Origin of the sequence: Janthinobacterium sp. SUN100, assembly GCF_030397705.1 — a bacterium.
Lineage (GTDB): Bacteria > Pseudomonadota > Gammaproteobacteria > Burkholderiales > Burkholderiaceae_D > Janthinobacterium > Janthinobacterium kumbetense.
The window spans coordinates 477,853-503,924 of the sequence record NZ_JAPUBU010000002.1; the positions used below are offsets into that span (position 1 = coordinate 477,853).

The 26,072-nt window shown below is 65.5% G+C and carries 23 protein-coding genes; 11 read left to right on the top strand and 12 right to left on the bottom strand.

The window, feature by feature from the left end; translation table 11 throughout:
• Positions 1-52: 52 nt before the first annotated feature.
• The 3 genes from O0881_RS14415 to O0881_RS14425 all read left to right on the top strand — a co-directional run bounded on the left by O0881_RS14415 (position 53) and on the right by O0881_RS14425 (position 3,787).
• Positions 53-598: an alpha/beta hydrolase gene (locus O0881_RS14415; RefSeq protein ID WP_289906579.1), complete on the top strand. Its 546-nt coding sequence runs from the start codon at positions 53-55 to the stop codon at positions 596-598.
• A 106-nt stretch (positions 599-704) separates the two neighbouring features.
• The gene (locus O0881_RS14420) at positions 705-2,759 is read left to right on the top strand and encodes a hypothetical protein (RefSeq protein ID WP_289911861.1); all 2,055 of its coding nucleotides are present in this window, start codon (positions 705-707) and stop codon (positions 2,757-2,759) included.
• Positions 2,760-2,761: 2 nt separating this feature from the next.
• Complete coding sequence (locus tag O0881_RS14425) at positions 2,762-3,787, top strand: hypothetical protein (RefSeq protein WP_289911862.1); 1,026 nt, start codon at positions 2,762-2,764, stop codon at positions 3,785-3,787.
• A 2-nt stretch (positions 3,788-3,789) separates the two neighbouring features.
• Here the strand turns inward: O0881_RS14425 and O0881_RS14430 are convergent, their stop codons facing one another.
• A complete protein-coding gene (locus O0881_RS14430) occupies positions 3,790-4,827 on the bottom strand; it encodes a hypothetical protein (protein ID WP_289911863.1) in 1,038 nt (345 codons plus the stop codon).
• A 134-nt stretch (positions 4,828-4,961) separates the two neighbouring features.
• Here O0881_RS14430 and O0881_RS14435 point away from each other — a divergent pair, with 134 nt between their 5' ends.
• Entirely contained in the window at positions 4,962-5,693 is a 732-nt protein-coding gene (locus O0881_RS14435) for an alpha/beta hydrolase (protein WP_289911864.1), read from the top strand.
• On the opposite strand, the gene O0881_RS14440 is transcribed toward O0881_RS14435, so the two are convergent.
• The 4 genes from O0881_RS14440 to O0881_RS14455 all read right to left on the bottom strand — a co-directional run bounded on the left by O0881_RS14440 (position 5,670) and on the right by O0881_RS14455 (position 10,006).
• Positions 5,670-6,035, bottom strand: a complete 366-nt coding sequence (locus O0881_RS14440; RefSeq protein ID WP_289911865.1) for a hypothetical protein — start codon at positions 6,033-6,035, stop codon at positions 5,670-5,672. The two genes, O0881_RS14435 and O0881_RS14440, sit on opposite strands and share 24 nt — an antisense overlap.
• Positions 6,032-6,382, bottom strand: a complete 351-nt coding sequence (locus O0881_RS14445; RefSeq protein WP_289911866.1) for a hypothetical protein — start codon at positions 6,380-6,382, stop codon at positions 6,032-6,034. Before O0881_RS14445 ends, O0881_RS14440 begins: the two co-directional genes overlap by 4 nt.
• 187 nt (positions 6,383-6,569) lie before the next feature.
• Positions 6,570-8,489 carry a molecular chaperone HtpG gene (gene htpG / locus O0881_RS14450; protein ID WP_289911868.1) on the bottom strand — a complete coding sequence of 640 codons (1,920 nt, stop codon included), beginning with the start codon at positions 8,487-8,489 and terminating at the stop codon, positions 6,570-6,572.
• Between the two features lie 98 nt (positions 8,490-8,587).
• Positions 8,588-10,006 (bottom strand): PLP-dependent aminotransferase family protein, encoded by a 1,419-nt coding sequence (locus O0881_RS14455; RefSeq protein ID WP_289911869.1) that lies wholly within the window; start codon positions 10,004-10,006, stop codon positions 8,588-8,590.
• A 129-nt stretch (positions 10,007-10,135) separates the two neighbouring features.
• On the opposite strand from O0881_RS14455, the gene O0881_RS14460 reads away from it, so the two are divergent.
• The 3 genes from O0881_RS14460 to O0881_RS14470 all read left to right on the top strand — a co-directional run bounded on the left by O0881_RS14460 (position 10,136) and on the right by O0881_RS14470 (position 14,069).
• Positions 10,136-11,050 (top strand): DMT family transporter, encoded by a 915-nt coding sequence (locus O0881_RS14460; protein ID WP_289911870.1) that lies wholly within the window; start codon positions 10,136-10,138, stop codon positions 11,048-11,050.
• Between the two features lie 176 nt (positions 11,051-11,226).
• Complete coding sequence (locus tag O0881_RS14465) at positions 11,227-12,420, top strand: PLP-dependent aminotransferase family protein (protein ID WP_289911871.1); 1,194 nt, start codon at positions 11,227-11,229, stop codon at positions 12,418-12,420.
• A gap of 290 nt (positions 12,421-12,710) precedes the next feature.
• Positions 12,711-14,069: a diguanylate cyclase gene (locus O0881_RS14470; RefSeq protein ID WP_289911872.1), complete on the top strand. Its 1,359-nt coding sequence runs from the start codon at positions 12,711-12,713 to the stop codon at positions 14,067-14,069.
• Positions 14,070-14,073: 4 nt separating this feature from the next.
• Here the strand turns inward: O0881_RS14470 and O0881_RS14475 are convergent, their stop codons facing one another.
• From O0881_RS14475 to O0881_RS14490, 4 genes are all read right to left on the bottom strand, one after another.
• Positions 14,074-15,654: an FGGY-family carbohydrate kinase gene (locus O0881_RS14475; protein ID WP_289911873.1), complete on the bottom strand. Its 1,581-nt coding sequence runs from the start codon at positions 15,652-15,654 to the stop codon at positions 14,074-14,076.
• Between the two features lie 3 nt (positions 15,655-15,657).
• Positions 15,658-15,885 carry a hypothetical protein gene (locus O0881_RS14480; protein WP_289911874.1) on the bottom strand — a complete coding sequence of 76 codons (228 nt, stop codon included), beginning with the start codon at positions 15,883-15,885 and terminating at the stop codon, positions 15,658-15,660.
• Positions 15,886-16,044: 159 nt separating this feature from the next.
• Complete coding sequence (locus tag O0881_RS14485; RefSeq protein WP_289911875.1) at positions 16,045-17,625, bottom strand: glycerol-3-phosphate dehydrogenase/oxidase; 1,581 nt, start codon at positions 17,623-17,625, stop codon at positions 16,045-16,047.
• Complete coding sequence (locus tag O0881_RS14490) at positions 17,622-19,232, bottom strand: FAD-binding oxidoreductase (RefSeq protein WP_289911876.1); 1,611 nt, start codon at positions 19,230-19,232, stop codon at positions 17,622-17,624. The genes O0881_RS14485 and O0881_RS14490 overlap by 4 nt, the downstream gene beginning before the upstream one ends.
• Before the next feature lie 126 nt (positions 19,233-19,358).
• On the opposite strand from O0881_RS14490, the gene O0881_RS14495 reads away from it, so the two are divergent.
• The 3 genes from O0881_RS14495 (at position 19,359) to O0881_RS14505 (ending at position 22,325) form a co-directional block, all read left to right on the top strand.
• Positions 19,359-20,432, top strand: coding sequence for an AraC family transcriptional regulator (locus O0881_RS14495; protein WP_289911877.1), 1,074 nt, complete (start codon positions 19,359-19,361; stop codon positions 20,430-20,432).
• Between the two features lie 92 nt (positions 20,433-20,524).
• On the top strand, positions 20,525-21,307 hold the full coding sequence (locus O0881_RS14500; protein ID WP_034777971.1) for a 3-hydroxybutyrate dehydrogenase: 783 nt from the start codon (positions 20,525-20,527) through the stop codon (positions 21,305-21,307).
• A gap of 169 nt (positions 21,308-21,476) precedes the next feature.
• Entirely contained in the window at positions 21,477-22,325 is an 849-nt protein-coding gene (locus O0881_RS14505; protein ID WP_289911878.1) for a DUF2071 domain-containing protein, read from the top strand.
• On the opposite strand, the gene O0881_RS14510 is transcribed toward O0881_RS14505, so the two are convergent.
• The 3 genes from O0881_RS14510 to O0881_RS14520 form a co-directional block, all read right to left on the bottom strand.
• Complete coding sequence (locus O0881_RS14510) at positions 22,297-23,949, bottom strand: PAS domain-containing methyl-accepting chemotaxis protein (RefSeq protein WP_289911879.1); 1,653 nt, start codon at positions 23,947-23,949, stop codon at positions 22,297-22,299. The genes O0881_RS14505 and O0881_RS14510 overlap by 29 nt on opposite strands.
• 248 nt (positions 23,950-24,197) lie before the next feature.
• Positions 24,198-24,794 (bottom strand): hypothetical protein, encoded by a 597-nt coding sequence (locus tag O0881_RS14515; protein ID WP_289911881.1) that lies wholly within the window; start codon positions 24,792-24,794, stop codon positions 24,198-24,200.
• Positions 24,795-24,855: 61 nt separating this feature from the next.
• Complete coding sequence (locus O0881_RS14520) at positions 24,856-25,221, bottom strand: helix-turn-helix domain-containing protein (RefSeq protein WP_289911882.1); 366 nt, start codon at positions 25,219-25,221, stop codon at positions 24,856-24,858.
• Positions 25,222-25,335: 114 nt separating this feature from the next.
• Here O0881_RS14520 and O0881_RS14525 point away from each other — a divergent pair, with 114 nt between their 5' ends.
• Positions 25,336-26,043, top strand: a complete 708-nt coding sequence (locus O0881_RS14525; protein WP_289911883.1) for a glutathione S-transferase family protein — start codon at positions 25,336-25,338, stop codon at positions 26,041-26,043.
• Positions 26,044-26,072 lie beyond the last annotated feature (29 nt).

A 26,072-nucleotide genomic window follows, 5' to 3' on the forward strand; every position in this document is an offset into this window, starting at 1 on the left:
ACGTTGCCGCTCGCTACGATTTTGTCTGGCATTTTATTTATAAGGAGAAATGATGTCGCCTCTCGTCCTGACCCTGGCCGGCTTGTGGAATTCGGGGCCGCAGCACTGGCAAACCCATTGGGAAGCGCGCCACCCGCAATGGTCGCGCGTGCCGCACGGGGAATGGCAGACGCCGGACAAGGACGAATGGGTGGCGGAGCTCGACCGCGCCATCGCCGCCTGCGAGCGTCCGCCCGTGCTGGCGGCGCACAGCCTGGCCTGCACGCTGGTGGCCCACTGGGCGGCCAGCGGCTCGCCGCACAGGATCGCCGGCGCCTTCCTCGTCGCCCCCAGCGATGTGGAAGCGCCCTCCTACCCATCCGGCACCACGGGCTTTGCGCCGATGCCGCTGCAAGCCTTGCCGTTCCCCAGCCTGGTGGTCGCCAGCGGCGATGATCCCTACGTCAGCTTCGCGCGCGCACGCGCATTTGCCGCCGCCTGGGGCAGCGATTTCACCCTGATCGGCGACGCCGGCCATATCAACGGCGACGCCGGCTACGGCCCGTGGCCGGACGGCGAGCAGCTGCTGCTGGACTTCTGCGCCGCGCACCAGCCCTGACCCGCAGGGCGAACACCTGCGCACGATAGGCGCATATTTGCCCACAAGTAAGAACGCAGGCAGAATCGTGGCCTTTCCATTGCGGCGCCCCGGCGCCAGCCACACGATGAAACGTCTGCTTCTGCCCTTGCTCCTCTGCTCCGCGCTGGCCCATGGCGCGCCCTTTTATGAAGGCAAGAGCCTCGCCCATCCCGCCATCAGCGCATCGCAGGACAGCGGCTTCGATATCGCCTTCCTCAAGGAAAAGGATGGCGTCAACGGCTATTACTGCGGGTGCAAGAGCGGCAGCGCGAAACCGATTTTGCTCGACCAGTTCGGCAATGCCGTCATCCGCTCCGTCTTCTACGCCTCGCTGGACAAGGAAACGGACGACAGCGTGCAAACCATGCTGGTGCTGTTCCGCCAGGGTGGCAAGGACGGCTTGCGCGCCTACCGCTACCACCGCAGTTCCGGCAAATACCGGCGCCTCGATGGCTTGCAGCCGGCCCTGAACCGCATCGCGGCGCAAAGCGCCAGTCCCAACGCGGGACTGGTCAAGGCCGCGCTGGCGAAACTGGCGCCGATGGACTACAGCGTCGCCCGAGGCAAGAGCGGCAATGCGGACTTCGACGCCATCGACCATACGCAAGGCACCATCGTCGGCTACTACAGCGATGACGGCAAGCCCGTGGCCGCTGGCGGCAAGGACGCCATCACCTACAAGAAAACATTCCTGAAAAAAGGTGACCACTACCTGACGGCCAGCTACACCATGTACAGCGACGCGGGCGCGGGCATCCTGCCCAACTACCGCCTGTGGCAAGTGACGTGGGAAACGGCGCCGCGGCAGTTCACGGGCAGCGCAGACGGCCCGTCCGTCATTTACAGCCTGGCCTGGGACGATGGCTCGGTGGTCGAACGGGGCCAGTACGTGAAGGGCAAGCGCCAGGGACTGTGGGTACGCGAAGGCATGCACGAAGGCAGCGAAAAGGGACATTTCGTCAACGGCCTGCAGGAAGGCCTGTGGCGCTTCGATTATCCAAGGCAGAGCGAGAGCGGCATGTACCGGGCCGGCAAGCGCGAAGGCCGCTGGACGGTCGTCAACTATGCCGATGCAGAGGAAGTGACGGGCTTCGACACCTACACGGGCGGCCAGCTCAATGGTCCGCACGAGCGCAGCATGGGCGGCAAGCTGCAAACGCGCGGCAACTACGTCAACGGCGCGCGCCATGGCGCGTGGATCACGGAAGACGGCGACGGCAGCTTCATCGACGGCTTGCGCGACGGGCCGTGGAAACTCAGGCTCAAGGACAAGGTCACGCAAAGTGTCACTTTTGTGCAAGGCAAAAAACAGGGCGAGGCGGTCGACACGGATGCGCAAGGCGCGCTGCGCGTGCGCGACCACTACCAGGCCGGCGTGCTCGATGGCAGCCGCACGCGCTATCTTGGCCCGGCGGGCAAGGAATACGTGGTCTACACGGCCACCTACCGCAACGGCCAGCTCGATGGGCGCGAACAGGCGTTCGACGACAGCGGCAAGATCCTGCGCCTCGATACCCTGTGGGACAACGGCAAGAAGCAGGGCCTGGATGCGCGCTACTACCCGAACGGCAAGCCGGAACGCCTGGCCGTCATCGATCAGGGCCGCCTGCTCACGCACCTGCGCGAATACTATGAAGACGGCCAGCTGTTCAACGACATCCACCGCTGCACCTTCCAGGAGTACGGCAGCACGCGCGACGACGTGTGCGAGTACCACCACATGTACTACCCGGACGGCAAGCCGCAGTCTTACTACGCCTTCCAGTACGGCCAGCGCCAGGAAGGATACGAGAACTACCCGAACGGCAAGCGCAAGGACGAACTGCTGGTCGACCGCGCCGCCGACACCTCTGTCTTCAACGTGTATTACGAAAGCGGCCAGCTCAAATGCACGGAGCCGCGCAGCGGCCACAGCACGCGCACGGTGAATGGCCAAACCATGAACAGCTACGCGTCGGCCGACCGCGACGGCGACTATATCTGCTACCACCCGAACGGCAAGGTGGCCAGCATCTACACCTTCCGCAAGCGCGTGCTCGTCGATTGCGGCAAGCGCTACGATGACACGGGCAAGCAGACGTTTCCGGGCCCAGAAGGCTGTCCGCCCCCCAGGCAGGTAACCTACCCCATAGGATTGTGACGATGACGCAAGCAGAACGGCCGCAGTGCATCCAGAACCCCGAGCACATAGACGCCGGGGCGATCCGCGCCGCCATTGCCGCTGGCAAGCAGGTGCTGGTGCAATTCAATACCCTGGCCGAGCCGGAACCGCTGCTGGCCGACCTCGACGCCCTGGCCGCCACCTGCGGCACGGCACTGACCATCCGCATCTACGGCTACGACCCGAGGGTGTTCGATGCCCGCATCCTGCGCGCGCTGCCGCATGTGGCCAGCCTGTCCATCGATTACCACCGGCAAGCCATCCATCTGGAAGCACTGGGCGAGCTGCGGCATCTCAAGCGCCTGAGCCTGGGCGTGTACGAGCTGGCGCAAGCCGACATCCTGCAGCTGGAGAGTTTGCGCGGGCTCGAATACCTGCATCTGGGCGAGTCGGCAAAGAACAATATCGACCTGGCTCCCCTGCGCCACTATACGCACCTGGCCAGCCTGGTCCTCGAAGGCCACCACCAGCGCATCGACACCCTGGCCGGCCTGCCGGCGCTGCACGAGCTGTCGCTGTACCGCATCAAGAACAAGGTGCCGCTGGATTTCATCTCGGAGATGGGCCGCCTGGACAGGCTGCTGTTGCAGCTGGGCGGCCGCGAATCGCTCGCCCACATCGAGGCGCCGCTGTTGAAGAAACTGGAAGTGATACGCGTGCGCGGCCTGGAAACGCTGGGTGATATCGGCCGCTTCCCGTTGCTGCAGGCGCTATGGGTGGAAGACCAGATCAAGCTGCGGCAGATCGCGCTGGGGGCCAATCCCGTGCTCGAACGCCTGAACCTGCACACCTGCAAGACGCTCGACAACCTGCCCGGCCTCGCCACCTTGCCCGCCCTGCGCCAGTTGTCGGCATCCGAGACCATGCTCGACATCGACGCATTGCTGGCGCATGGCTTGCCCGCGTCCCTGACGCATGCGCGCCTGCGCACCGGCAGGAAAACGCGCGACGACGCCATCGCCGCGCAGCTGGTGCAACTGGGCTACGAACCGGCGCGCCCTGCCTGAAATCAGCGACCGGCCGCCAGCTTGCGCTGCCACAAGGCCACGTCGATCATCACGCCGTCGGCGCCCGTGTTGCGGATGTAGACGCGGTAGCTGCCCTGCCCCATGTCGCCATCGAGGTAGGCCGTGCGCTCGTTGCGCTGCAGCCTGGCGCCCTTGGCCAGCTGGCGGTAGCGCTCCACCACCGTGTCGAAACTGGCATAGCTGCGCAGCGCCACTTCCAGGTCGCGCGGCGGGCGGCCTTCGGCATGGTCCAGCACATTGTTCTGCTTCTTGCCCTTCAAGGTGAGCGGATAGGCAAACACGCCGGCGCCGGCCGACGTCAGCACCGTGGACTTATCGAGCAGCAGCGGTAGCAGCGCCGGCGGATAGGCGGGCGGCAGCTGGGCGCGGTTCCAGCCCGGCAGGGCCGGCTGCGCCAGCACATATTCGACGCTGGCGATCTTTTGCCCATCGGCGCCCGCTTCCTTGTCGCCCGCGATCAGCGCCAGCATGGGCGGCAATTGCCGGGCCCAGGCCAGCAAGGGCGCCGCTTCGCCGACCAGCATGCCCTTGCGGTGGAACACCGTCAGTACCGCGTTCGGATCGGGATTGCAGACTTTTGCCAGCGGCTGGCCCTCGAGGTGGCAATGCCCGTTGACGAGGCCAAAAGCGATGATGGCGCCGCGCTTGTCGAGCAGCATGGCACCCCGTTCGCGGCCCTGCTTGCGGTCATTCATCGACGCCAGCAACTGGCGGCCGTCGGCCAGCACGGTGCGCGTAGCATCGCGCTTTTCGCTGATCGCTTCGAGCGCCTGCGCCAGCAGCAATTCATCGTCTTCCGTGTAACTGCCGCGCGCGTAACCGAAGAAGTCGAACAGGGCGGCGCGCACCTGCGCATCATCGCTCAGACGCGGCAAGGGGCCGCCGGCCAGCAAGGAGGACAGGCTTTTCCCGGCCGGCGCAGAGGGCGCCGCCGTGGCGCGGGCGGGCTGGGAAAGGACGCAGGCCGCTGTCAGCAAGGCGCCGCCCAGAGTACGGTAATTCGAAAAAATGATATGCATGATTCTGTCTGTCGGGGATTTGGCCGCAATTGCAGCCACGCAGGGCGCGCTGGCGATTCTAGCATGGCGCCAGCGCCCATGCCGTGCGGCTGGCGGACGGCGCATATGCCGGCGCGGCTGCTATGATGGCCGCAATGACGACACAAACCCACGCCTCGCCCCTGCTTGTCCTCCTGCCCGGCATGGATGGCACGGCCCGGCTATTCGACAGTTTTGACGCCGCCTTGCGCGCGCAGGCCGCCATCGATACCCTGGCCATCGCCTATCCGGCCGCGCCACTCGATTACGCGGCGCTGGAAGCGTTCGTGCGCGAGCGCTTGCCGCAGGACCGCCCTTTCGTCGTGCTGGCCGAATCGTTTTCCGGGCCGCTGGGGGCCGCCCTGCGCGCCGATCCGCCGCCCGGCATGCGCGCCCTGATCCTGTGCTGTTCATTCGTGCGCAATCCGCGCCCGATGCTGGCGCCACTGCGCCACCTGCTCGGCCTTGTGCCCTTTGGCGCCATGCCCGGCTTCGCCCTGCGCCAGGCGCTGCTGGCGCCCTGCGCCACGCCGCAACTGCAGGCGGAACTGGCAGTGGCGCTGGCGCAAGTGCCTCCCAGCGTGCTGCGCCAGCGCCTGCGCGCCGTGCTGGAAACCGATGCCTCGCGCAGCTTCGCGCGCGGCAGCCTGCCGGTGCTGTATCTGCGCGCCCGCCACGACCGTCTGGTGCCGCCGGCGAACGCATTGCAGATACTGCGCCTGGCACCCGGCGCACAACTGGCCGACATCGCCGCGCCGCACATGCTGCTGCAGGCGGCGCCGGAAGCGGCCGCCGTCGCCGTCGCCGCCTTTGTCAACGCCCTGTCAGCCGCGCAGGTATCCGCTTAAACGCGTGCCGGCCAGCACGGCCAACCAGCTCAAGCCGCCCGCCAGCACGCTGAAGTAAATCGCCCGCAGCGGATGCTGGGGCAACAGATACGCGAGCACGGCCGCGCCCAGCAAGCCGCACAGCAGCGGCTTCACCCTGCCGGGCGGCAGCAACGCCAGCAGCAGATTCGTGCCCGCATACACGTAAAACACCAGCAGCAGGGCCAGGCCGCCGGCCACGCCGCGCGAGCCGAGACTGCCGAACAGCTGCGTGTACAGGTAAAAACCCAGCCAGCTCAATGCGATAAACAGCAGGCAGCCCAGCGCATGCGCGCCCAGGCCGGCCATCAGGCGAATTTTCACAGTTGCCTGAGTACAGGAATGAAGCGGTGGCCGCAGGCATGGCACATGAAGGTACGCGCATACGTGTCCTGCAAGGCGGCGGCCTCCTTGTCCCAATTGGCGACGAAGGTCGTTTGCGACAAGGCGATGGAGGCAACGCCCCCTGCCACGAAGATCCAGAACAGGCCATTCGCGCCGGCCTGGTAAAAGACGACGGCGGCGATGATAAAAATGATCACGCCCAACACGATCAGCCCTGCCTTCTGGTGGGTCTGCATCGTCGGCCCTGCGGCCTGGCGTGACAGCAAGGTCTGGCTGCGCGTATGCGCATGGCCGTGGATGAAATCACCATCGATCCTGCCCGACATATGGGTCGATGTGCCTGAAATGCCGGAGGCATGCACCATGGAGAGGCGTTGAACGTTGGAACTGTCACATGCCGGGCAATGCGCCATTGCTTTTTCCATAAAATAAAATAATCGCGCACTGTAGCATAAAAAAAGCCGGCCCTTTCACGCAGAAAGGGCCGGCTTGCTTACGTCAACAGCAAGGTGTTTACTTCGCCGAATTGAGCAGCAATTCGTTGAGGCGTTTCACGAAGCTGGCCGGGTCGGCCAGCGAACCGCCTTCGGCCAGCATGGCCTGATCAAACAGGATGTTGGCCCAGTCGCCGAACTTGCCGCCTTCGGCATCTTCGTATTTCAGGCGCGTCACCAGCGGGTGGTTCGGGTTGATTTCCAAAATCGGCTTCGACTCCGGCGCGCTCTGGCCAGCAGCTTTAAGCATGCGCAGCAGGTTGCCCGACAATTCGTTTTCATCGGCCACCAGGCAGGCTGGCGAATCGGTCAGGCGGAACGTGACGCGCACGTCCTTGGCCTTGTCGGCCAGCACGGCCTTCATCTTGCCCACCAGGTCGGCGTACGAGGTTTCCGTTTCTTCGTGCTCTTTCTTTTCCGCTTCGTCTTCCAGCGCGCCCAGGTCCAGGCCGCCTTTGGCGACGGAGACCAGTTCCTTGCCTTCGAAATCCTGCAGGAAGGACAGCATCCATTCATCGACGCGGTCCGTCAGCAGCAGCACTTCGACGCCCTTCTTGCGGAAGATTTCCAGGTGCGGGCTGTTCTTGGCGGCGGCGTAATTGTCGGCCGTGACGTAGTAAATCTTGTCCTGGCCTTCCTTCATGCGCGCCACGTAGTCGGCGAACGAGGTGATTTGCTCGTCGCTGTCGTTGGCCGTCGAGGCAAAGCGCAGCAGCTTGGCCAGGCGTTCCTTGTTGGCCGCGTCTTCGCCGATACCTTCCTTCAGCACCTGGCCGAATTCCTTCCAGAAGACGGCGTACTTGTCCTTCTTGTCCTGCTCGTCCGCGTTCGCCAGTTCTTCCAGCATGCCCAGCACGCGCTTGGTCGAGCCTTCACGGATCACTTTCACGTCACGCGATTCCTGCAGGATTTCGCGCGATACGTTCAGCGGCAGGTCGGCCGAGTCGATCACCCCGCGCACGAAGCGCAGGTACGTCGGCATCAGCTGCTCGGCATCGTCCATGATGAAGACGCGCTTGACGTACAGCTTGATACCGCCGCGCTTGTTGCGGTCCCACATGTCGAACGGCGCCTTGGCCGGGATGTACAGCAGCTGCGTGTACTCGCTGCGGCCTTCCACGCGGTTGTGCGTGTGCGTGAGCGGCGACTGGAAGTCGTGCGACACGTGCTTGTAGAATTCGTCGTACTGTTCCGGCGTGATGTCGGCCTTGTTGCGGGCCCACAGGGCGCTGGCCTGGTTGACGGTTTCGAATTCGTCTTTCAGGACGGTTTCTTTTTTCTCGTCGTCCCACTCTTCCTTCTGCATCACGATCGGCAGCGAGATATGGTCCGAGTATTTGCGGATGATGGACTTGATCTTCCAGCTCGACAGCAATTCGTCTTCGCCTTCGCGCAGGTGCAGGATGATGTCCGTGCCGCGGCCCGTTTTTTCGATGGTCTCGATGCTGTAATCGCCTTCACCGGCCGATTCCCAGCGCACGCCTTCGGAGGCGTCGACGCCGGCGCGGCGCGTTTCGACGGTGATCTTGTCGGCGACGATGAAGCCCGAATAGAAGCCCACGCCGAACTGGCCGATCAGGGCCGCGTCCTGCTGCTGGTCGCCCGACAGCTTGCCGAAGAATTCCTTGGTGCCCGACTTGGCGATGGTGCCCAGGTGCGAGATCGCCTCGTCGCGGGTCATGCCGATGCCGTTGTCGGAAATGGTGATGGTGCGCGCATCCTTGTCGAAGCTGACCTTGATCTTCAATTCGTGATCGTTGCCGTACAGGGCGTCGTTATCGATCGCTTCAAAGCGCAATTTGTCGGCCGCGTCGGACGCGTTCGAGATCAATTCGCGCAGGAAGATTTCCTTGTTCGAGTACAGGGAATGGATCATCAGGTGCAGCATTTGCTTCACTTCGGTCTGAAAACCCAGGGTTTGCTTTTCGGAGACAGCCATTTTTACCTCATAGTCTTGTGGATGGGACGGATTCTACGGAGTTGGGGATGGTCCAAGCGATTTCAAGAGCCCCAGCCGAATGTCCTGCAATGCCCAGTTTACCCCAGTGCGCGGTCAAAAAACGCCCAGATGCGCTCGTCCTGCACCGTGGCCAGGTTCAGGCGCATGCGGGTCGACGGCAGCTGGCGCGGCGAAAACAGGCTGCCCGGCGCCAGCACCAGGCCCTGAGCCAGCGCCTTTTCGGCCAATACATTCGTGTCGCAGCCCGCATCGGCCCACACGAACATGCCCGCCGATGCCGGGTTGAAGCGCAAGCCCGCCTGCTCGACCTTGCGGTACGTACCCTCGCGCACCTTGTCGAGCCGCGCGCGCAGGCGCTCCGCATGCTTGCGGTACAACCCCTGCGAGAGGATTTTATACACCACGCGCTCGCCGATGTCGCTGGTGGTGAGCGTTGCCAGCATCTTGCGGTCGGCCAGGCGCTGCGCCCGCTCCGCAGAGGTGGCGATGAAGCCCACGCGCAGGTTCGCCGCCAGGCTCTTGGAAAAGCCGCCCAGGTAAATTACGCGGCGCAGCTGGTCCAGCGCGGCCAGGCGGGTGGCCGGCTGCACCGCGCCGCCCGGGTGCATGTCGCAATAAATGTCATCCTCGACGATCAGGAAATCGTGCTGTTCGGCCAGGCGCAGCACCTGGAAAGCCTTGGCCGCCGACAGCGACGTCGAACTGGGATTGTGCAGCACCGAATTGATCACGTACAGCCTGGGACGGTGCAGCGCCGCCAGCTCGGCCAGCACGGCGATATCGGGGCCGTCGGCCAAGCGCGGGATGCCGATGACATTCATGCCCATCGCGGCAAAAGCGCCGAACATCAGCCAATACGCGGGATCGTCGACGAAAATCGTTTCACCGGGACGGGCAAACTCGCGCGCCACCAGGTCCAGCGCCTGCATCACGCCCACCGTGGTGACGATCTGCTCGGGCGGACAGGCGATTTCCAGCCCCGCCAGCTTCAGCTGCAACTGCTGGCGCAACGGCAGGAAACCCTGCGGCGCGCCGTAGCCCAGCAGCAAACTGCCGGGCTGGCGGCTGACGTCGCGCAAGGCGCGCGCCACCAGGTCGCCATCGAGCCACTCGGCGGGCAGCATGCCGGAGCCTGGCGCGGGGATGGCCGGCGTCTGGCGGAACATGTTACGGATCAGCCACACCACGTCCATCGGCTGCGCCGCCGCATCCTGCGCGCCAGCGGGCGGCAAGGGGGTGTTCAACGGCGAGCGCTCGCACACGAAAAAGCCGGCACCGCGCCGCGATTCCAGGTAGCCGCGCGCCACCAGCTTGTCGTAGCTGGCCACCACCGTGGCGCACGACACGCTCAGGCTGGCGGCGCACTGGCGGATCGACGGCATGCGCGCACCGCCGCGCAGCAGCTTGTCGTCGATGCGCGCCGCCAGCGAGCGCACGATCTGGTCGATCAGGGTTTCGCCCGAGACGCGCGACAGCAAAGGGAGTGTATTGCTCATATGACCATCACAGTATGTGAAATTATGCGTGGAAGTGTATTTGTACTGTATTGCTATTGCGCCCTAGGATAGCAGTATCGGGCAGTTTAATCCATGCCCATACCTTGTCACGCCAGCCTCGGGAATCCCATGTCTTCGCACACCAGCACCATCGTTTCCAACCACCCACCGCGCCTCGGCGCCGACCGCACCGGCCTGTTGCTGGGCTTGATTGCCGTCGCCCTCTTCAGCCTGACCCTGCCTTTTACGCGGCTGGCGGTGGCCGAACTCGACCCCACCTTCGTCGCCCTGGGCCGCGCCCTGGTGGCCGCTGTCCTGGCCGGCCTGTGGCTATGGCAGCAGCGCGCGCCGATGCCGCGCCGCGAACAATGGCTGCCGCTGGCGCTCGTGTCGCTGGGCTGCGTACTGGGTTTCCCCTGGCTGACGTCGATCGCCATGCGCAGCCTGCCCGCCTCGCACGGCGCCGTGCTGGTTGGCATCCTGCCGCTGGCCACCGCCGTGTTTGCCGTATTGCGCGGCAAGGAGCGCCCATCGCTGGGCTTCTGGCTGATGGCCCTGCTCGGCACGGCGCTGGTGGTGGCCTTCGCGCTGCGCCAGGGCGGCGGCAGCTTCCACCTGGCCGACTGGCTGATCTTTGCCGCCGTACTGCTGGCCGCGCTCGGCTATGCCGAAGGCGGGCGCCTGGCGCAAGCCATGCCGGGCCAGCATGTGATTTCCTGGGCGCTGCTGCTGGCCGTGCCATTTGTCTTGCCCGTGGTGCTGTGGAACGCCTGGCCGCAGCGCGCGCTGATGGCGCAGGCCAGCAGCGCGGCCTGGCTGGGCTTTGCCTACATTTCCGTGTTTTCCATGTTTATCGGTTTCTTTTTCTGGTACCGGGGCATGGCGCTGGGCGGCGTGGCGCGCGTGGGACAGACGCAGTTGCTGCAGCCTTTCCTCACCCTGCTGGGCGCGGCGCTGCTGCTGCACGAACCCCTGACGGGTGAAAGCCTGCTGTTTGCGGGCGCCGTGATCGCCGTGGTGGGGATCGGGCGCAAGCTGAAGTAACGCTCCCTGACGCCCATTTGCAACGCCGTTGCGCGTGCGGATGGGCAGAGCGGCGTGCAAGCCGTACAATACCGCAGCACCATGGCGACGCCTATCCGGCGCCGCTTGCGCACGCACCGCCACAAGCGGGCCAACAAATCCAGCCGGCGCAGCTCGGCATCTTCTGTGAGACTCGTATGAAAATTGAAAATCCGAATCCGATCCAATGGCGCTTTGCCGAACGCGCGGAACAGCTGCAAAGCTCGTTCATCCGCGAAATCCTGAAGATCACGCAGCGTCCCGAGATCATCTCGTTTGCCGGCGGCCTGCCCTCGCCCGCCACCTTCCCCGTGGAAGAAATGAAAACCGCCTTCGACAAGGTCCTGTCGAACAATGGCAAGGTCGCCCTGCAATACGGCCCGACCGACGGCTACCTGCCGCTGCGCCAGTGGATCGCCGATTCCCTGTCCGCCAACGGCAGCACCATCATGCCGGAACAAGTGCTGATGACGTCCGGCTCGCAGCAGGCACTGGACTTGCTGGGCAAGGTCCTGATCGACGAAGGCAGCAAGGTATTGGTGGAAACCCCCAGCTACCTGGGCGCCCTGCAGGCGTTTTCCGTCTACCGTCCCGAATTCGTTTCCGTCGATACCGATGACGAAGGCCTGGTGCCGTCGTCGGTCAACCCCGTCGCCGATGGCGCGCGCCTGCTGTACGCGCTGCCGAACTTCCAGAACCCGACGGGCCGCAGCCTGTCCGTGGCGCGCCGCGTGGAACTGGTGGAAACCTGCGCCCGCCACGGCCTGCCGCTGATCGAGGACGATCCGTACGGCGCCCTGAGCTACAGCGGCGAGCCGTATCCGAAGATGATCAACATGAATCCGGATGGCGTGATCTACATGGGCTCGTTCTCGAAAGTGCTCACGCCCGGCATCCGCCTCGGCTACGTGGTGGCGCCGATGCCGCTGGTGCGCCGCCTGGAACTGGCCAAGCAGGCGGCCGACCTGCACACGTCGCAACTGACGCAGATGGTCGTGCATGAAGTGATCAAGGATGGCTTCCTGGACCGGCATATCCCCAGCATCCGCAGCCTGTACGGCAACCAGTGCCAGGCCATGCTGTCGGCGCTGGAAGAACACTTCCCGGCAGGCGTCACGTGGACCAAGCCTGAAGGCGGCATGTTCATCTGGGTAACCCTGCCGAAGCACATCGATGCGATGAAACTGCTCGATGAAGCCATCGCCAACAAGGTCGCCTTCGTGCCGGGCGCGCCGTTCTACGCCAACACGCCGGAAACGCACACCCTGCGCCTGTCGTTCGTGACGGTGCCGCCGGAACGCATCCGCGAAGGCATCGCCATCCTCGGCAAACTGATCGCCGCAAAAATGTAATTGCACTCCCCACGCCCCGCCTGCCGCGGGGCGTGTCCCAGCTGCCCCAGCTCCAGGGGGCACGCGTCTTTTTCGCCCAAAACCCGCCTTCACGATAGCAATTGCGTGTATTTATTTTTAAAAATAGCATAAAAATAATATTTTACCACCTCGTGCAACGTCGATTTTTTCACCCAAAAAATTGGCAAGGCGGTATGATTTGACCGCTGTCGCAGATTTGAACCCGGTCAGCATCACCGAAAGTGCAGCAATCGCTGGCATCGCAAAGTACATCGAGAAGGCCGGAAGCAATGAGTCCAGGCAGTGTGGAGCATTCCCAGCGGCGCGAGGCCGCCATTTTGATTGTCGACGATGCGCCGGCCAACCTTGAGCTGCTGCGCAAACTGATGAGCGAGCAAGGCTATCAAACCTATGTCGCCACGTCCGGCGAACGGGCGCTGGCGATCGCCCAGCGCGCCCACCCCGACCTGATCCTGCTCGACGTGCTGATGCCGGACATGGACGGCATCGAAACGTGCCGCCGCCTCAAGCAGCACCCGCTGACGCAGGGTATCCCCGTCATCTTCATGAGCGCCAAGACGGAAACGGAAGACGTGGTGGCCGGCTTCGACTGCGGCGCCGTCGATTACATCAGCAAGCCGTTGCGCATGGCCGAAGTGTGCGCGCGCGTGCGCGCCCAGCTGCAAATCCGCAGCAACAATGAAACCCAGCAGGAACAGGCCGAGCGCCTGCGCACCATCGTCAACAACATGGCCGAGGGCTTGCTGATCATCGAAGCCGATGGCCGCATCCAGTACACCAATCCGGCCTGCGACCAGTACCTGGGTTACCGCGAAAACGAACTGGCCGGGCGCTCCATCGGCGAGTTGCTCAGCCCCCTGGTGACGCAGGAATACCTCGATTACTTCGCCATGCACGCGGCCAATCCGGAAAAAGCGCACAACCACGGCACGCGCGAAGTGGCGATCCGCCACCGCAACGGCGAGGCGCTGAGCATGGACCTGACCCTGACGCCCATGTATCTGCGCCAGCCCCTGTATATCGGCCTGCTGCACGACATCACGCACCACAAGCAGTCGGAAGACGCCTTGCAGCGCGCCGCCTATCTCGACCCGCTGACGCAGATCGCCAACCGCCGGCATTTCGACAGCTTCCTGGAAAAGGAATGGCAGCGCGCCGTGCGCGGCGGCGGCGTCCTGTCGCTGGTGGTGCTCGATGTCGACCACTTCAAGCTGTACAACGACAGCCTGGGCCATCCGGCCGGCGACAGCTGCCTGCAGCAGGTGGCGCAAGCCATCGCCTCGCACGCCGCACGCCCCGGCGACCTGGCGGCCCGCTACGGCGGCGAGGAATTCGTCCTGCTGTTCGCCGACACGGATGCCGAAGGCGCCCTGCACCTGGCCGCAGCCATCCGCGCGCACATCGAAGCGCTGCAACTGCCGCACCCGCGATCGATCACTTCTCCGTGGATCACCGTCAGCATCGGCGTGGCGACCATCCGCCCGCACCAGCTGGACGACCGCGAAGCGCTGTTCGTCGCCGCCGACCGCGCCCTGTACGTGGCCAAGGAAGGGGGCCGCAACCAGGTCCGCGTCACGCAATCGGGCAGCGCGGCCTGGGAAACGGTCAAGGCGCTCGTCCTGCGCTAGCCGGTCACTTTTCAGGATAGCCGGTGATGTCGGCGATTTCGCGGTACAGAGGCTGCAGCCGCGCATACATCTTGCGGTACACGCGCCGGTACAGTTTTTCATAGACCTTGCTGTGCCCGGGATCCGGCTGGAATACCTTGCCCTTGCGCGTCATGGCTTGCACGGCGGCGGGAAAGTCCGCATGCCAGCCCAGGCCCACGCTAGCGGCGATGGCCGCGCCCAAGCCCGAACTTTCATACACGTGGGCGCGCGCGGCGGGCAAGCCGAAGATGTCGGCCGTCAGCTGCATGGCCGCATCGCTTTGCGAACCGCCGCCCGCGATGCGCAGCTCCGTGATGGCGATGCCGCTGCGTTGCTCGATGCGCTCCTTGCCTTCGCGCAGCGCATACGCGAGTCCTTCGAGGATGGCGCGATAGATGTGCGCGCGCGTGTGCACGTCGCCAAAGCCGATCATGGCGCCCTTCGCTTCCGGTCCCGGCACCTTGATGCCGGGACTCCAGTATGGCTGCAGCATCAGGCCCATGGAGCCGGGTGGCACGGCCTCGACCAGGCGGTCGAACAGCGCTTCGGCGGACAGGCCCGTGCCATCTTCGGCGGCCGCCGCCCGTTCGCGGTCGCCGAACTGCTCCTTGAACCAGTTGACCATCCAGTAGCCGCGGAATATCTGCACTTCCGTGCTGTAGGCGCCCGGCATGGCGGCCGGATACGGCGGAATGAAGCGCGTCACTTCCACATACTTGCGGTTGGTCGTGTTGATGGTGGCCGTGGTGCCGTAACTGAGGCACGCCACGTGCGGTTCGACGCAGCCGGCGCCCAGCACCTCGCACGCCTTGTCGGCGGCGGCCGCCAGCAAGGGCGTGCCTTCCAGGATGCCCGTCGCCGCGGCGGCGGATGCCGTGATGGCGCCCATGCGCGTGCCAGGCGTTACCAGCTCGGGCAGCATGGCGCGTCGAATCGCCAGCGCCTGCCATTTCCAGTCGAAGCGCCCGGCCCAGGCGTGGCGCTTGTAGTCGAACGGGATGTACGCCACTTGCGAGCCCGTCGAATCGACGTAGTTGCCGCAGAGCCGGTGATTCAGAAAACCCGACAGCAGCAGGAATTTGTGCGTGCGGCGCCAGATGTCGGGCTGGTGCGCGCTGATCCAGTTGATCTCGGCCTCGCGGCGGAAGTACGCGATCGTGCCGTCGAGGCGTGTGGCGCGGAAGGCGGCGCGCCACCACGGCGCCAGCCGGGGAATGTCGCGCGTGCTGCGCTGGTCCAGCCAGGTGATGGCGGGCCGCAACGGTGCGCCATGTTCATCCACGTTGACCACCGTGCCGCGCTGCGTGGTGACGGCCACGCCGGCCACCGAGGATTTGGCTATGTCCGTGCCGCGCCACAGCTGCTGGCACGCTTCGCATACGGATTGCCAGTAGCCGTCGGCGTCGTGCTCTGCCCAGCCGGGGTGGTCGGAGTAATACGCTTCCAGGAAGACTTGCGCCTTGGCCGCCAGCTTGCCGTCCCGGTCGAACAGCAGCGCGCGCACGCTTTGCGTGCCATTGTCGATGGAGAGGATATACGGGCCATCGCCCGCTGCGGAGGTCATGGCTCAGGCCACGCTGGCCAGCGCGGCGCGCAGCGCCTGCAGCAGCGCCTGCGGATCCTTGTCCGGCTGCGCGCTGAACACGGGCGCGTCCCAGTCCTGCCCCCGCACGGCCACCACGCGCAAGCGTCCCTGCGCATTCCAGGCCGGATACCAGCCCACGTCGACGATGTCGCCATTCGCGCACGTGATTTGCAGCAAGTCTTCGCCCAGGTCGTCGGCGAGGGCATCCACGGGCAGGCGCAAGTCCAGCGGCGACAGGCTGTCGTAGGTGATGCGGGCGTCGCCCAGCGCCAGGAGCTGGCCAAACAGGGTAGTTTCGATGATGCTCTCCTCTTTTATATTCTTATCGCTGCTTGTATCGCCGCATTTATCGCTGTTTTTATCATTGCTTCATTCGCCTTGCGGCACGCTGTAATGGTGGCGCCACAAGGCCAGGTAGCGCTGCTGCTCGTCCTCCCAGCGCGCATCGTCCCAACCCAGTTCCTGCTGGCAGATGGCGCGCAGGCGCGGCATGATAGCAAGCGCGCCGCCGGCCAGCTGCAAACCGAGGCGCGTGCGCCGCAGCAGCAAGTCGTCCAGGTGCTGCACGTCCTCGTTGCGCGCGCCCCAGCGCAGCTGCGCCCACAAGGTCTGCGTGCCGGGAATGGGATCCAGTTCGCCGTCCTGCGCCGCATCGCACAGCGCTTGCGCGGCCGCGCCATGACGGCCCAGCAGGCGTTCGCGCTGCTCGCCATCGAGCGCCAAGGCCTTGCCCGACAAGGGTGGCGACGGGTCAAAGATCGGCAAGGGGCGCAAATCCGCCTGCCAGCCCGGCAGCAGCGGCGCGGCGCGGCGCAATGCGTCCAGGGCAATCACGCGAAACGTCGTCAATTTTCCGCCCGCCACCGTCAGCAAGCCGTTTTCCAGCCATAGCGCATGTTCGCGCGCTTCCTTCGACGGGTCAAGCTGGCCGCTGTCGATCACGGGGCGCACGCCGGCAAACGTGGCCAGCACATCGTCTTCGCCCAGCGCCAGCTGCGGAAACTGCCAGCGCAGCGCCGCCAGCAGATAATCGAGTTCGCCGCGCGTGATGGCCGGCTCCAGGTCCAGGCTGGCGCCATGGTCGACATCGGTGGTGCCCACCAGGGTCACGCCCTCCCAGGGATACGCAAACACGGGGCGGCCATCGTGCGGGTGCATCAGGCTGACGGCTTGCGCCAGCGGCAGGCGCCAGGCCGGCAGCAGCAGATGGCTGCCGCGCAGGGGCCGCAGTTTCGGCGGCTCTCCCACCTGGCCGCGCAAGCCGTCGGCCCAGGCGCCCGTGGCGCTGATCACCAGGCGCGCGCGCACAGTGAGTGCCCTGCCATCGACCGCATCGTTCAAGGTGGCGCCGGCGACCTTGCCATCGTCGCGCAGCAGCGAGTTCACGCCCAGGTAATTGACGGCCATGCCGCCATGGCGGCGCGCCTCCTGCAGCACGCGCAGCACCAGGCGCGCATCGTCCGTCTTGGCATCCTGGTACAGCATGCCGCCCCGCAGCCCATCGCGGTTGACATGCGGCGCCAGCATGGCGAAATCCGCCGCATCGACATAGCGGCGCGCGCGCCGGCCCGCCATCACGTCATAGATGGCCAGGCCCAGCATGAACTGGCGCCGGCCCGGCTTCCGGCCCGTGTAATCGCCAAAGGCAAAGCCCTGCGGCTCGACCAGCCCCGCCGCATCCGTCAGCAAGGCTTGCCGCTCATGCACCGATTCGCGCGTCAGCGCGAACTGTCCCTGCTTCAGGTAGCGCAAGCCGCCGTGCACCAGCTTCGAGGAGCGGCTCGACGTGCCCCAGGCGAAATCGCGCTGCTCCACCAGCAGCGCCGTCAAGCCGCGCCGCGCCGCTTCCAGCAGGATGCCGGCGCCCGTGATGCCGCCGCCGACGATCAAGACATCCCACTCGCGCGCCAGCAGCGCGGGCAGCCCGTCGCGGCGCCTGGCCCCGTTCACAAGCCGCCTCCCGCTTCGGGCAGCAGTTTGCCGGGATTCATCATGCCCTGCGGGTCGAACTGGCGCAGCAGCGCGCGCATGGCGGCGATGCCCAGCTCTCCCTTTTCCGCCGCCAGCCATGGCGCGTGGTCCGTGCCCACCCCATGCTGGTGGCTGATGGTGCCGCCATGGGCGACGATGGCGGCGCTGGCCGCATCCTTCAGATTGCGCCAGCGCGCCATGTTTTCCTCAAAGGTGGGCGCCAGCCGGTACACATATGTGGTGTAGACGCTGGCGCCCTGCGCGTACACGTGCGACAAATGCGTGTAGGCGTGCACCTGCTCGCCGTGCCGCGCCAGCGCTTTGGTGCCCGCCTGCTCCAGCGCCGCCATCATGGGCGCCACGCGCGGCCAGTCGACGGCCGTTTCCACCGTATCGATGACATAGCCGTGTTCCCACGCGCCATTGCGCAGGTAGACGTTGCGAAAGCGCCCCTGCTTCCATTTGTCGCCCATGTGCCGTCCCACGTGCACGCCCTTGTGCCGCCGCGCCAGCGCCAGGGCGCCGCGCAGGGCCGCGCGCGCCGGCCCGGTTTCGCCGCTGACGCCCAGCATCAGCATGCACTTGCCTTCGCCGCAGCCGCGCAGCGACAGATAGCGCTCCAGCAAGCCCACCAGCTTCTTGTGCCCGGCCAGGGTCAGCATGGTCTGCGTTTCGAGCGCATTCGACAGGCGCAGCATGCACAAGGACAGCCGCGACTGGGCCAGCGCCCGCACGGCCGTTTGCGCCTGGCCCCAGTCGGCGAAAAACACGGCGTGGAATGCTTCATACGGCGGCAGCGGCGAAACGCGCACCGTAGCCTGCGTCAGGATGCCCAGCCGCCCTTCGGAGCCAAGCACCATTTCGCGCAGGTCGATGCCGGCCGCCGAAGCGGGAAAGGTGGGGATGCTCAAGGTACCGGCCGGCGTTTCCACTTCGCCGCCCGCGAACAATTGCTCGATGCGGCCATAGCGCAGCGATTGCTGGCCCGACGAGCGCGTGGCGATCCAGCCGCCCAGGGTCGAATACTCGAACGACTGCGGATAGTGGCCCAGGGTGTAGCCATGCGCGCGCAACTGCGCTTCCAGGTCGGGACCATACACGCCCGCGCCGAACGTGGCCAGCTGCGCTTCGCGGTCCAGGTGGCCCAACGCGCACAGGCGCGCGAGGCTGAGCGCCAGCACGGGGCGCGGCCCCGCCGCCACCGTCAAATGCCCGGCCACGCTGGTGCCGCCACCGTGGGGAATCACGGCCACGCACGCCTGGCGCGCATACGCGAGCAGCTGGCGCACCTGCAGCGCGCTGTCGGGAAAGGCCACGCCATCGGGCACGGCGCCGATGCGGCCATGGCGTAATTTAAACCAGTCGGGCAGGCTTTGACCGAGCGCATGGCGCACGCGCGTGGCAGGCTGGGTGTCGATCAGCGGATGCGGCGCCAGACGCGAAGCGGGCACTTGCGCGCAGGCGTCGTCGAAGGTGGCGTCGACGATGGCGCTGCCCGGCCCCAGGCGCTCGCCCAGGAAGGCCAGCGCGTCCTCGCTCAGCGCATACGTGATGCTCTCGTCTCCCCAGCCATTCCAGCGTTGCATCGACATCCCCTGTGTTCGGCCAGTTGCGCGCCACGGCGGCTTGCTATACTGTTCTTGCCTGTTCAACAGCATATGCCGCCACAGGCCAAGGGTATTGGTTTTTCATGACAATCGCATTGTTCCATCATGACAAGCACTGACGGCCGGGTCGCCGGCGCCTATCTGCAGCCGCTGCTGGAAGCGGCCGGCGCGCACGGCATCCCCGTTGCCGCCCTGGCGCAGGCGGCCGGCGTGGCGCCGCACAGCCTGGAAGCGTCCGCAGCCAGCCTGGCCGCGCGCGACTACGTGCGCCTGCTCGATGCGGGCGCGCAACTGGCGGGCGATGCGCATTTCGGCCTGCACGTAGGCCAGCGCGTGCGCATGGGCACCTACAGCGCCTACGGTTTGATATTGCTCAGTTGCAGCAACGTGGGCCAGGCGCTGGAACAGACGGCCCGCTATGAACGGCTGGCGCACGACCTGGGCCGCTCGACCCTGCAGCGCGACGGCGCCGTCGCACATTACCGCTGGGCAAGTAACTACCCGGGCGCCAGCCGGCACCTGGTCGACAGCGTCTTTGCCGGCATCCGCGTGTGCGGCGACTGGCTGGCGGGCATGCCGCTGCCGCCGGCCCGGCTGGCGTTCACGCACGATGGCGGCGGCGACCTGCTGCGCCACGCGGCGCACCGCGACGAATACGTGCGCGTGCTGGGCAGCCTGCCCGCCTTCAACGCCCCTGCCAACACGGCCACATTCGACGCGCAATTGCTGGACTGGCCCGTGCCGAACGCCGACGTCAGCCTGTACCCCGTGCTGTGCCAGCATGCGGAACAACTGCTGGCGCAGCGCCAGGCTGAAACCGGCACTGGCGGCGCCATCGACGCGCAAGTCCACGCGGCCATCGTCGCGGGCTTGCGCCACGGGTCGGCGCGGCTGGCCACCGTTGCCGCCGCCTTGGCCGTCACGCCGCGCACCCTGCAGCGCAAGCTGGCCGACGCGGGCACCAGCTTCCAGGCCCTGCTGGACCAGGCCAGGTACGGCCTGGCGCGCGATTATCTGCGCGCGCCGGATTTGTCGCTGGTCGATATCGCCTTCCTGCTCGGCTACCAGGAGCAAAGCGCGTTCAATCACGCGTTCCGCACTTGGGCGGGTACCAATCCCGGCGCCTGGCGCTTGCAGGAAATACAAGAGAGACAACTTGACCGGCAGCAAGCCCCATAGGCGTGCGCGGGGCATGCGCGGCGCGTTTTCTGGCTATACTGGCATAGTCAGGTTTTCCACGATCACTCCAACCCGCAATGCAAAGGATTAATATGCAACTCAAAGACAAAGTCGCACTGATTACCGGCGCCGCCAGTGGTATCGGCAAGGAAATGGCTATTGAATACGCGAAACAAGGCGCCAAGGTCGTCATCGCCGACCTGGCCCTGGAAGCGGCCAGCAAGACGGCCGAGGAAATCAAGCAGTCGGGCGGCCAGGCGTTTGCCGTCGCCATGGATGTCTCCAGCGAAGAACAAGTGGACAAGGGCGTGGCCGATGCCGCCGCCCACTTCGGCGGCATCGATATCCTGATCAGCAATGCGGGCATCCAGATCATCAGCCCCGTCGTCGACTACCCGTTCGACCAATGGAAAAAGATGCTGGCCATTCACATGGACGGCGCCTTCCTTACCACGCGCGCCTGCATGCGCGAAATGATCAAGGCGGGCCGCGGCGGCGCCATCATCTACATGGGTTCCGTGCACTCGCACGAAGGCTCGCCGTTCAAGAGCGCCTACGTTGCCGCCAAGCACGGCTTGCTGGGCCTGGCCAAGGTGGTGGCCAAGGAAGGCGCCAAGGATGGCATCCGCGCCAACGTCATCTGCCCCGGCTTCGTGCGCACACCGCTGGTCGACAAGCAAATCCCCGAACAGGCGGCCCAGCTGAACATCAGCGAAGAAGACGTGATCAAGAAAGTCATGCTGAAAGACACCATTGACGGCGAATTCACCACCACGCAAGACGTGGCGCAAACGGCCGTCTTCCTGGCCGCCTTCCCGTCGAACGCCCTGAGCGGCCAATCGATCGTCGTGAGCCACGGCTGGCACATGCAATAATAGTGACGCCCGCCCACATCGGCTGCGCGGCGCCCTGTGCGGCCTGCGATGCTCGCTGTGCTCCAGCACAGCTGCGCGTCTCGGCCACATATCGCTGCCGCTCGCGATGATGTGGACGGGTGCTTTTGCATCAGCGTATTCCCCCGGCATCTACCCCGAAAGTTCCCAATTGCAAGACAACACTTACCGCAACCCGCGCGCGGGCTGGCCGGGGCGCCTGTTTGCCGCGCTCGCCAATTCCACGCGCTTTGCCAACCTACGCCAGGCGATCATGTCCCGCCTGCCCTTCCTGACCCTGCACAGCGACGTGCGCGACGTCGTCTACGTGAGCTGGCTGGTCGACGCCGCTGCCGCGCAGCAACTGCTGCCCCCCGGCGTGACCCTGTGGCAGCGCGACGGCAAGACGCCGTTTACCGTCCTGACCTACCGTCACGGACACTTCGGCCCGGCCCTGCCCGGCCCCCTGCGCCGGATGCTGCCGTCTCCGTTGCAAAGCAACTGGCGTGTATATCTGGACCACACGCCAGCGGGCGCGCCGGCCGTGCCCTGCGTGTACTTTCTGAAAAACATCATGGACAGCTTGCCGCATGCGCTGGGCACGCGGCTGTTCAGCGACATCCTGCCGACCCACCTGGCCGCCGGCATGACGCTGGAAGTCACGGCCACACAAGCCCGCTGCAGCGTTACAAGCGGTGCCGGCAGCGCGCCCTCGCTGGACGTGCAGGCGGACATCGCAACCGACCATGCCCTCGATGCCGGCTGGCAAGCGCTGTTCGGCAACTGGCGCGACGCCGTCGCCTTCCTCGCCTGCCAGGATGCGGCCATCGCGCACGTGCCGCGCAACGGCAAGCTGGTCTTCGGCGAAATCGACTTGCCCGTTGATCTGGATCAAGTACAAGCGCTGACGGTCTTGCGCGCCGACTGCGGCTTGCTGGCGCAGTTGCCGCCCGTCTCCCAGCCGTTTGCCTTTCTCGTGCCCAAGGTTCCCTTCAAGGCGTTGTCAGAGCGCCTGCTGTAGCACGCCGGCGCTCCCCCGTGCGCGGGGGCGTGGCGGAGCCTGCCTGGCCGCCGCGCCGCCGTTCCAGCTTGAACAGGGCCATCGCCTGCTCCAGCTGCAAGGTCTGGTCTTGCAGCGACGCCGAGGCGGCCGCCGACTCCTCCACCAGCGCCGCGTTCTGCTGCGTCACTTCATCCATCTGCGTGACGGCCATGTTGACTTGCCCGATGCCGTGGCTTTGCTCGCGCGAAGCGGAGGCGATCTCTTCCATGATGCCGTGCACGCCCTGCACCGCGCCCAGCATTTCGGCGCTGCTGGCGCCCGCCTGCTGGGCCAGCTTCGCGCCCGCCTGCACCTGCGCCAACGACGCCGTGATCAATTGCTTGATTTCCGTGGCCGCCGCCGCGCTGCGATGGGCCAGGCTGCGCACTTCGCCCGCCACCACGGCAAAGCCCCGCCCCTGGTCGCCGGCGCGCGCCGCTTCCACGGCCGCGTTCAGGGCCAGGATATTCGTCTGGAAGGCGATGCCTTCGATAATGCCCGTAATGTCGCCGATCTTCTTCGAAGAGGCGTCAATATCAGCCATCATGCTCACCATCTGGCCGACGATCTCGCCGCCGCGCCCGGCCAGGCCGTGGACCTTGCCCGCCATGTCGCTGGCCTGCACGGCGTTGCCGCTGTTTTGCTGCACCGTGGCCGCCAGCTGCTCCATGCTCGACGCCGTCTGCTGCAGGGCTGACGCCTGCGCTTCCGTGCGGCCCGACAAGTCCATATTGCCGGCGGCGATTTCCTGGCTGGCCATGCTGATACGCAAGAAATTGCCGCGCACGTCGCCGACGATGGAATGCAAGTTCACGCGCAGCTGGCGCAGGGAGCGCAGCAGTTGCCCCATCTCGTCGCGCCTCGTGGTGTCGAGCTCGCCCGTCAGGTCGCCGCCCGCCATCACGTCGCAAGCCTGGCGCGCCTGCTGCAACGGTTGCAGCACGGCGCGGTGCAGGCTGCGCCAGAAATACAGGGTCGCGCCCAAGGCCGCCACGGACAGGCACGTCAGCCAGCCGGCCGCGCCGGCCGGCAGCAGGCCCGCATTCCACGCCAGTTGCAGCAGCAATACCAGGCTCAGCAAGCCCAGGTTCCAGCCGATGCGCTTGCCCAGCGGCAAGTCGCGCAGGCGCGCGAACCTGGCCAGCCAGTCAGTCCGCACGGCCGCGCCCTGGCTGATGACGATGCCGTCGGCCTGCCCCGCCTTGATGCGCGCGTACAGGGCCGAGGCCTGCGCCACCTGCTGGCGCGTGGGCTTGGTGCGCACGGACATGTAGCCGACGGCCACGCCGTCTTCCACCACCGGCGTCACGTTCGCCAGCACCCAGTAGTAATCGCCATTCTTGCAGCGGTTTTTCACCATGCCGCTCCACGAATGCCCCGAACGGATGGTGGCCCAGAAATCGGCAAACGCTTCGACCGGCATGTCCGGATGGCGCAGGATGTTCTGCGGCGCACCGATCAATTCTTCCGCGCTATAACCGCTGACGGCGATGAAATACGGGTTGGCATAGGTGATATTGCCTTGCAAGTCGGTAGTCGAGACGATGGTCTCGGTATCGCTCAGGTTGATTTCGGTATCGCTGACGGGAAGATTGAGTCGCATGGTCACATCCTCAGAGGTAGCCCGTGCAGGCACGGGGAAGCGGGCAAATGCAAGGCGGCAGGAAGCCGGCGGCAATCTGCACCGATACATTAATTTTAATATCTAATTATTAATTTAAATCGGCAATTTTCACTGGCGAAATTGCCTTGCGAATCTGCAAATATTGCAGGCGGCAGCGTGGCCGCAGGGGAATGGCGGGAACGGCGCCGGAACAGCGTGACTGTCCCGGCGGCAAACAACGCGGCGGCTTAGCGCGGCACGTAGCGCCAGTTGGCGTTTTCCAGCATGAAGGTCAGTTCCGTCTTGATGGCTTCCGGACGGCTTGGCACGCTCAATTCCGTATCGCACACCAGATAGCCCGTCTTGCGCTTGACCTCGCACTCGTTGATGGCCTTGACCTGCATGGTGCTCTGCGCTTCCTGCATCTGCACATCCTTGGCCGCTTCCGGATTGCGCGCCACTTCTTCCTTGGCCCAGGCGCGTATCATGGCTTGCGCCTCGGCCGGCGACGGTCCCGCGAACTTGGCATCCTTGCGCTCGACGCCCACCCAGGTACCGTTCTCGTTACGCAGCGGCAGCACCATGAAAGCATCGCGCATGCCCGCGCTCATGGCGACCAGGCACACCACTTCGCCCGGCACTTCCTGCGAATCCTGGCAGCCGGTCAAGCTGGTGACCTTGACGGCGATCGGTACCGTCACAGTCGATTGCATTTTGGCCCGGGTCTTGGCCACGCCCACCTGCACGGCGGCGTGGATTTGTTCGAGCGTCGGCATGGTGGCCGCCTGGGCCGGCAAGGCGGCAAACAGGGCGGCGGCGGTCAGGGCGAGGGAAGTCAGGCGCATGGGTGTCGAGAGTAGTGAGCAAAGGCCGGCAGTCTAGCACTTTACATAAAGACAGTTGTTTCTATTGAGAATGATCGTCGCCATCGGGCGCGAGAAAGGCGCCGCCCCCGTCCGCCTGTCCGCACAGGCGCAAGCCGATGGCGCGCAGCATCTCGACCAGCTCCCGCAAGCGCAATCCCTCGTCCGTCAGCCGGTATTCCACTTTCACAGGCACTTCCGCATAGACCGTACGCGTCAGCAAGCCCGCCTCTTCCAGCGCGCGCAAGTCCAGGGTCAGCATGCGCTGCGAGATATTCGGCACGGCGCGGCGGATTTCGCTGAAGCGCTTCGGCCCCGCCATCAGATAGCTGAGCAGCACGATGCGCCAGCGCCCGCCCAGCAATCGCATGGCTTCTTCCACGGCGCAGCCGGAGACATTGTCTCTCATGGTTGCCTTCCCACCTGGTATAAAAAATGTACCTATACCACATTATTCTGCCTTCTTCCAAATAGTAACCATCACGATTAGACTGCCCTTCTTTTATCTCACCGGAGCTCCAGCATGGAAACCACCCTGATCTACAGCGTGCCGTTCGGCTGCTCGTTTGCCGCCATCGCCGCCCTCGAATGGAGCGGCCTGCCGTACCAACTTGCCCGCGTGGAAGCGCGCGACCCGGCCAGCAAGCAGCATCCCGCCTTTCTCGCCATCAATCCCCTGGGCCAGACGCCGGCCCTGCTCACGCACGCGGGCGCGCCGCTGCTGGAAAGCATGGCGATCCTGCTGCACATCGCCGCGCGCGCGCCCAATAGCGGCCTGGGCTTTGCGCAGGGCACGCCGCAATACGACCGCCTGAACAGCGTGCTCTCGTTTTTGCACACGACCTTCCACGCAGCCTTCATGCCCGCCTTCCAGGCCGCGCGCGCGCCGGAAACCGACGCGCGCGCGGCCGTCTGGCGCGAGATGGCCGTCGAGAAGGTCAACAAAAGCCTGGCGCACCTGGAGCGCCTGCTCGCCGGCCGCACCTGGCTCGCTTCCGATACCGCCCCCACCATCGCCGACGCCTACCTGGCCGCCACGGCGCGCTGGGCCGAACCGCTGCAGCTGGCGCGCCTGGCAGACTATCCGGACACGGCGCGCGTGCTGGCGGCGCTGGAACAGGACCCCGGCATTCGCTTTGCCCATGCCATCGAGGACGGCTTGCCGGCCACCAGCCAGGGCGGCTTCCTGGGCCACGTGGCGCTCGACCAACTGGCACTGCCGGCCGGCTAACCGGCGGTCAACTCCCGCAGCAGGCGCGT

What these genes read in the sequence shown, in the direction of transcription:
- O0881_RS14415 (WP_289906579.1), top strand. Translation starts at nt 53, where the DNA reads ATGTCGCCTCTCGTCCTGACCCTGGCCGGCTTGTGGAATTCGGGGCCG.
- O0881_RS14420 (WP_289911861.1), top strand. Translation starts at nt 705, where the DNA reads ATGAAACGTCTGCTTCTGCCCTTGCTCCTCTGCTCCGCGCTGGCCCAT.
- O0881_RS14425 (WP_289911862.1), top strand. Translation starts at nt 2,762, where the DNA reads ATGACGCAAGCAGAACGGCCGCAGTGCATCCAGAACCCCGAGCACATA.
- O0881_RS14430 (WP_289911863.1), bottom strand. Translation starts at nt 4,827, where the DNA reads ATGCATATCATTTTTTCGAATTACCGTACTCTGGGCGGCGCCTTGCTG.
- O0881_RS14435 (WP_289911864.1), top strand. Translation starts at nt 4,962, where the DNA reads ATGACGACACAAACCCACGCCTCGCCCCTGCTTGTCCTCCTGCCCGGC.
- O0881_RS14445 (WP_289911866.1), bottom strand. Translation starts at nt 6,382, where the DNA reads ATGTCGGGCAGGATCGATGGTGATTTCATCCACGGCCATGCGCATACG.
- htpG (WP_289911868.1), bottom strand. Translation starts at nt 8,489, where the DNA reads ATGGCTGTCTCCGAAAAGCAAACCCTGGGTTTTCAGACCGAAGTGAAG.
- O0881_RS14455 (WP_289911869.1), bottom strand. Translation starts at nt 10,006, where the DNA reads ATGAGCAATACACTCCCTTTGCTGTCGCGCGTCTCGGGCGAAACCCTG.
- O0881_RS14460 (WP_289911870.1), top strand. Translation starts at nt 10,136, where the DNA reads ATGTCTTCGCACACCAGCACCATCGTTTCCAACCACCCACCGCGCCTC.
- O0881_RS14465 (WP_289911871.1), top strand. Translation starts at nt 11,227, where the DNA reads ATGAAAATTGAAAATCCGAATCCGATCCAATGGCGCTTTGCCGAACGC.
- O0881_RS14470 (WP_289911872.1), top strand. Translation starts at nt 12,711, where the DNA reads ATGAGTCCAGGCAGTGTGGAGCATTCCCAGCGGCGCGAGGCCGCCATT.
- O0881_RS14475 (WP_289911873.1), bottom strand. Translation starts at nt 15,654, where the DNA reads ATGACCTCCGCAGCGGGCGATGGCCCGTATATCCTCTCCATCGACAAT.
- O0881_RS14490 (WP_289911876.1), bottom strand. Translation starts at nt 19,232, where the DNA reads ATGCAACGCTGGAATGGCTGGGGAGACGAGAGCATCACGTATGCGCTG.
- O0881_RS14495 (WP_289911877.1), top strand. Translation starts at nt 19,359, where the DNA reads ATGACAAGCACTGACGGCCGGGTCGCCGGCGCCTATCTGCAGCCGCTG.
- O0881_RS14500 (WP_034777971.1), top strand. Translation starts at nt 20,525, where the DNA reads ATGCAACTCAAAGACAAAGTCGCACTGATTACCGGCGCCGCCAGTGGT.
- O0881_RS14510 (WP_289911879.1), bottom strand. Translation starts at nt 23,949, where the DNA reads ATGCGACTCAATCTTCCCGTCAGCGATACCGAAATCAACCTGAGCGAT.
- O0881_RS14515 (WP_289911881.1), bottom strand. Translation starts at nt 24,794, where the DNA reads ATGCGCCTGACTTCCCTCGCCCTGACCGCCGCCGCCCTGTTTGCCGCC.
- O0881_RS14520 (WP_289911882.1), bottom strand. Translation starts at nt 25,221, where the DNA reads ATGAGAGACAATGTCTCCGGCTGCGCCGTGGAAGAAGCCATGCGATTG.
- O0881_RS14525 (WP_289911883.1), top strand. Translation starts at nt 25,336, where the DNA reads ATGGAAACCACCCTGATCTACAGCGTGCCGTTCGGCTGCTCGTTTGCC.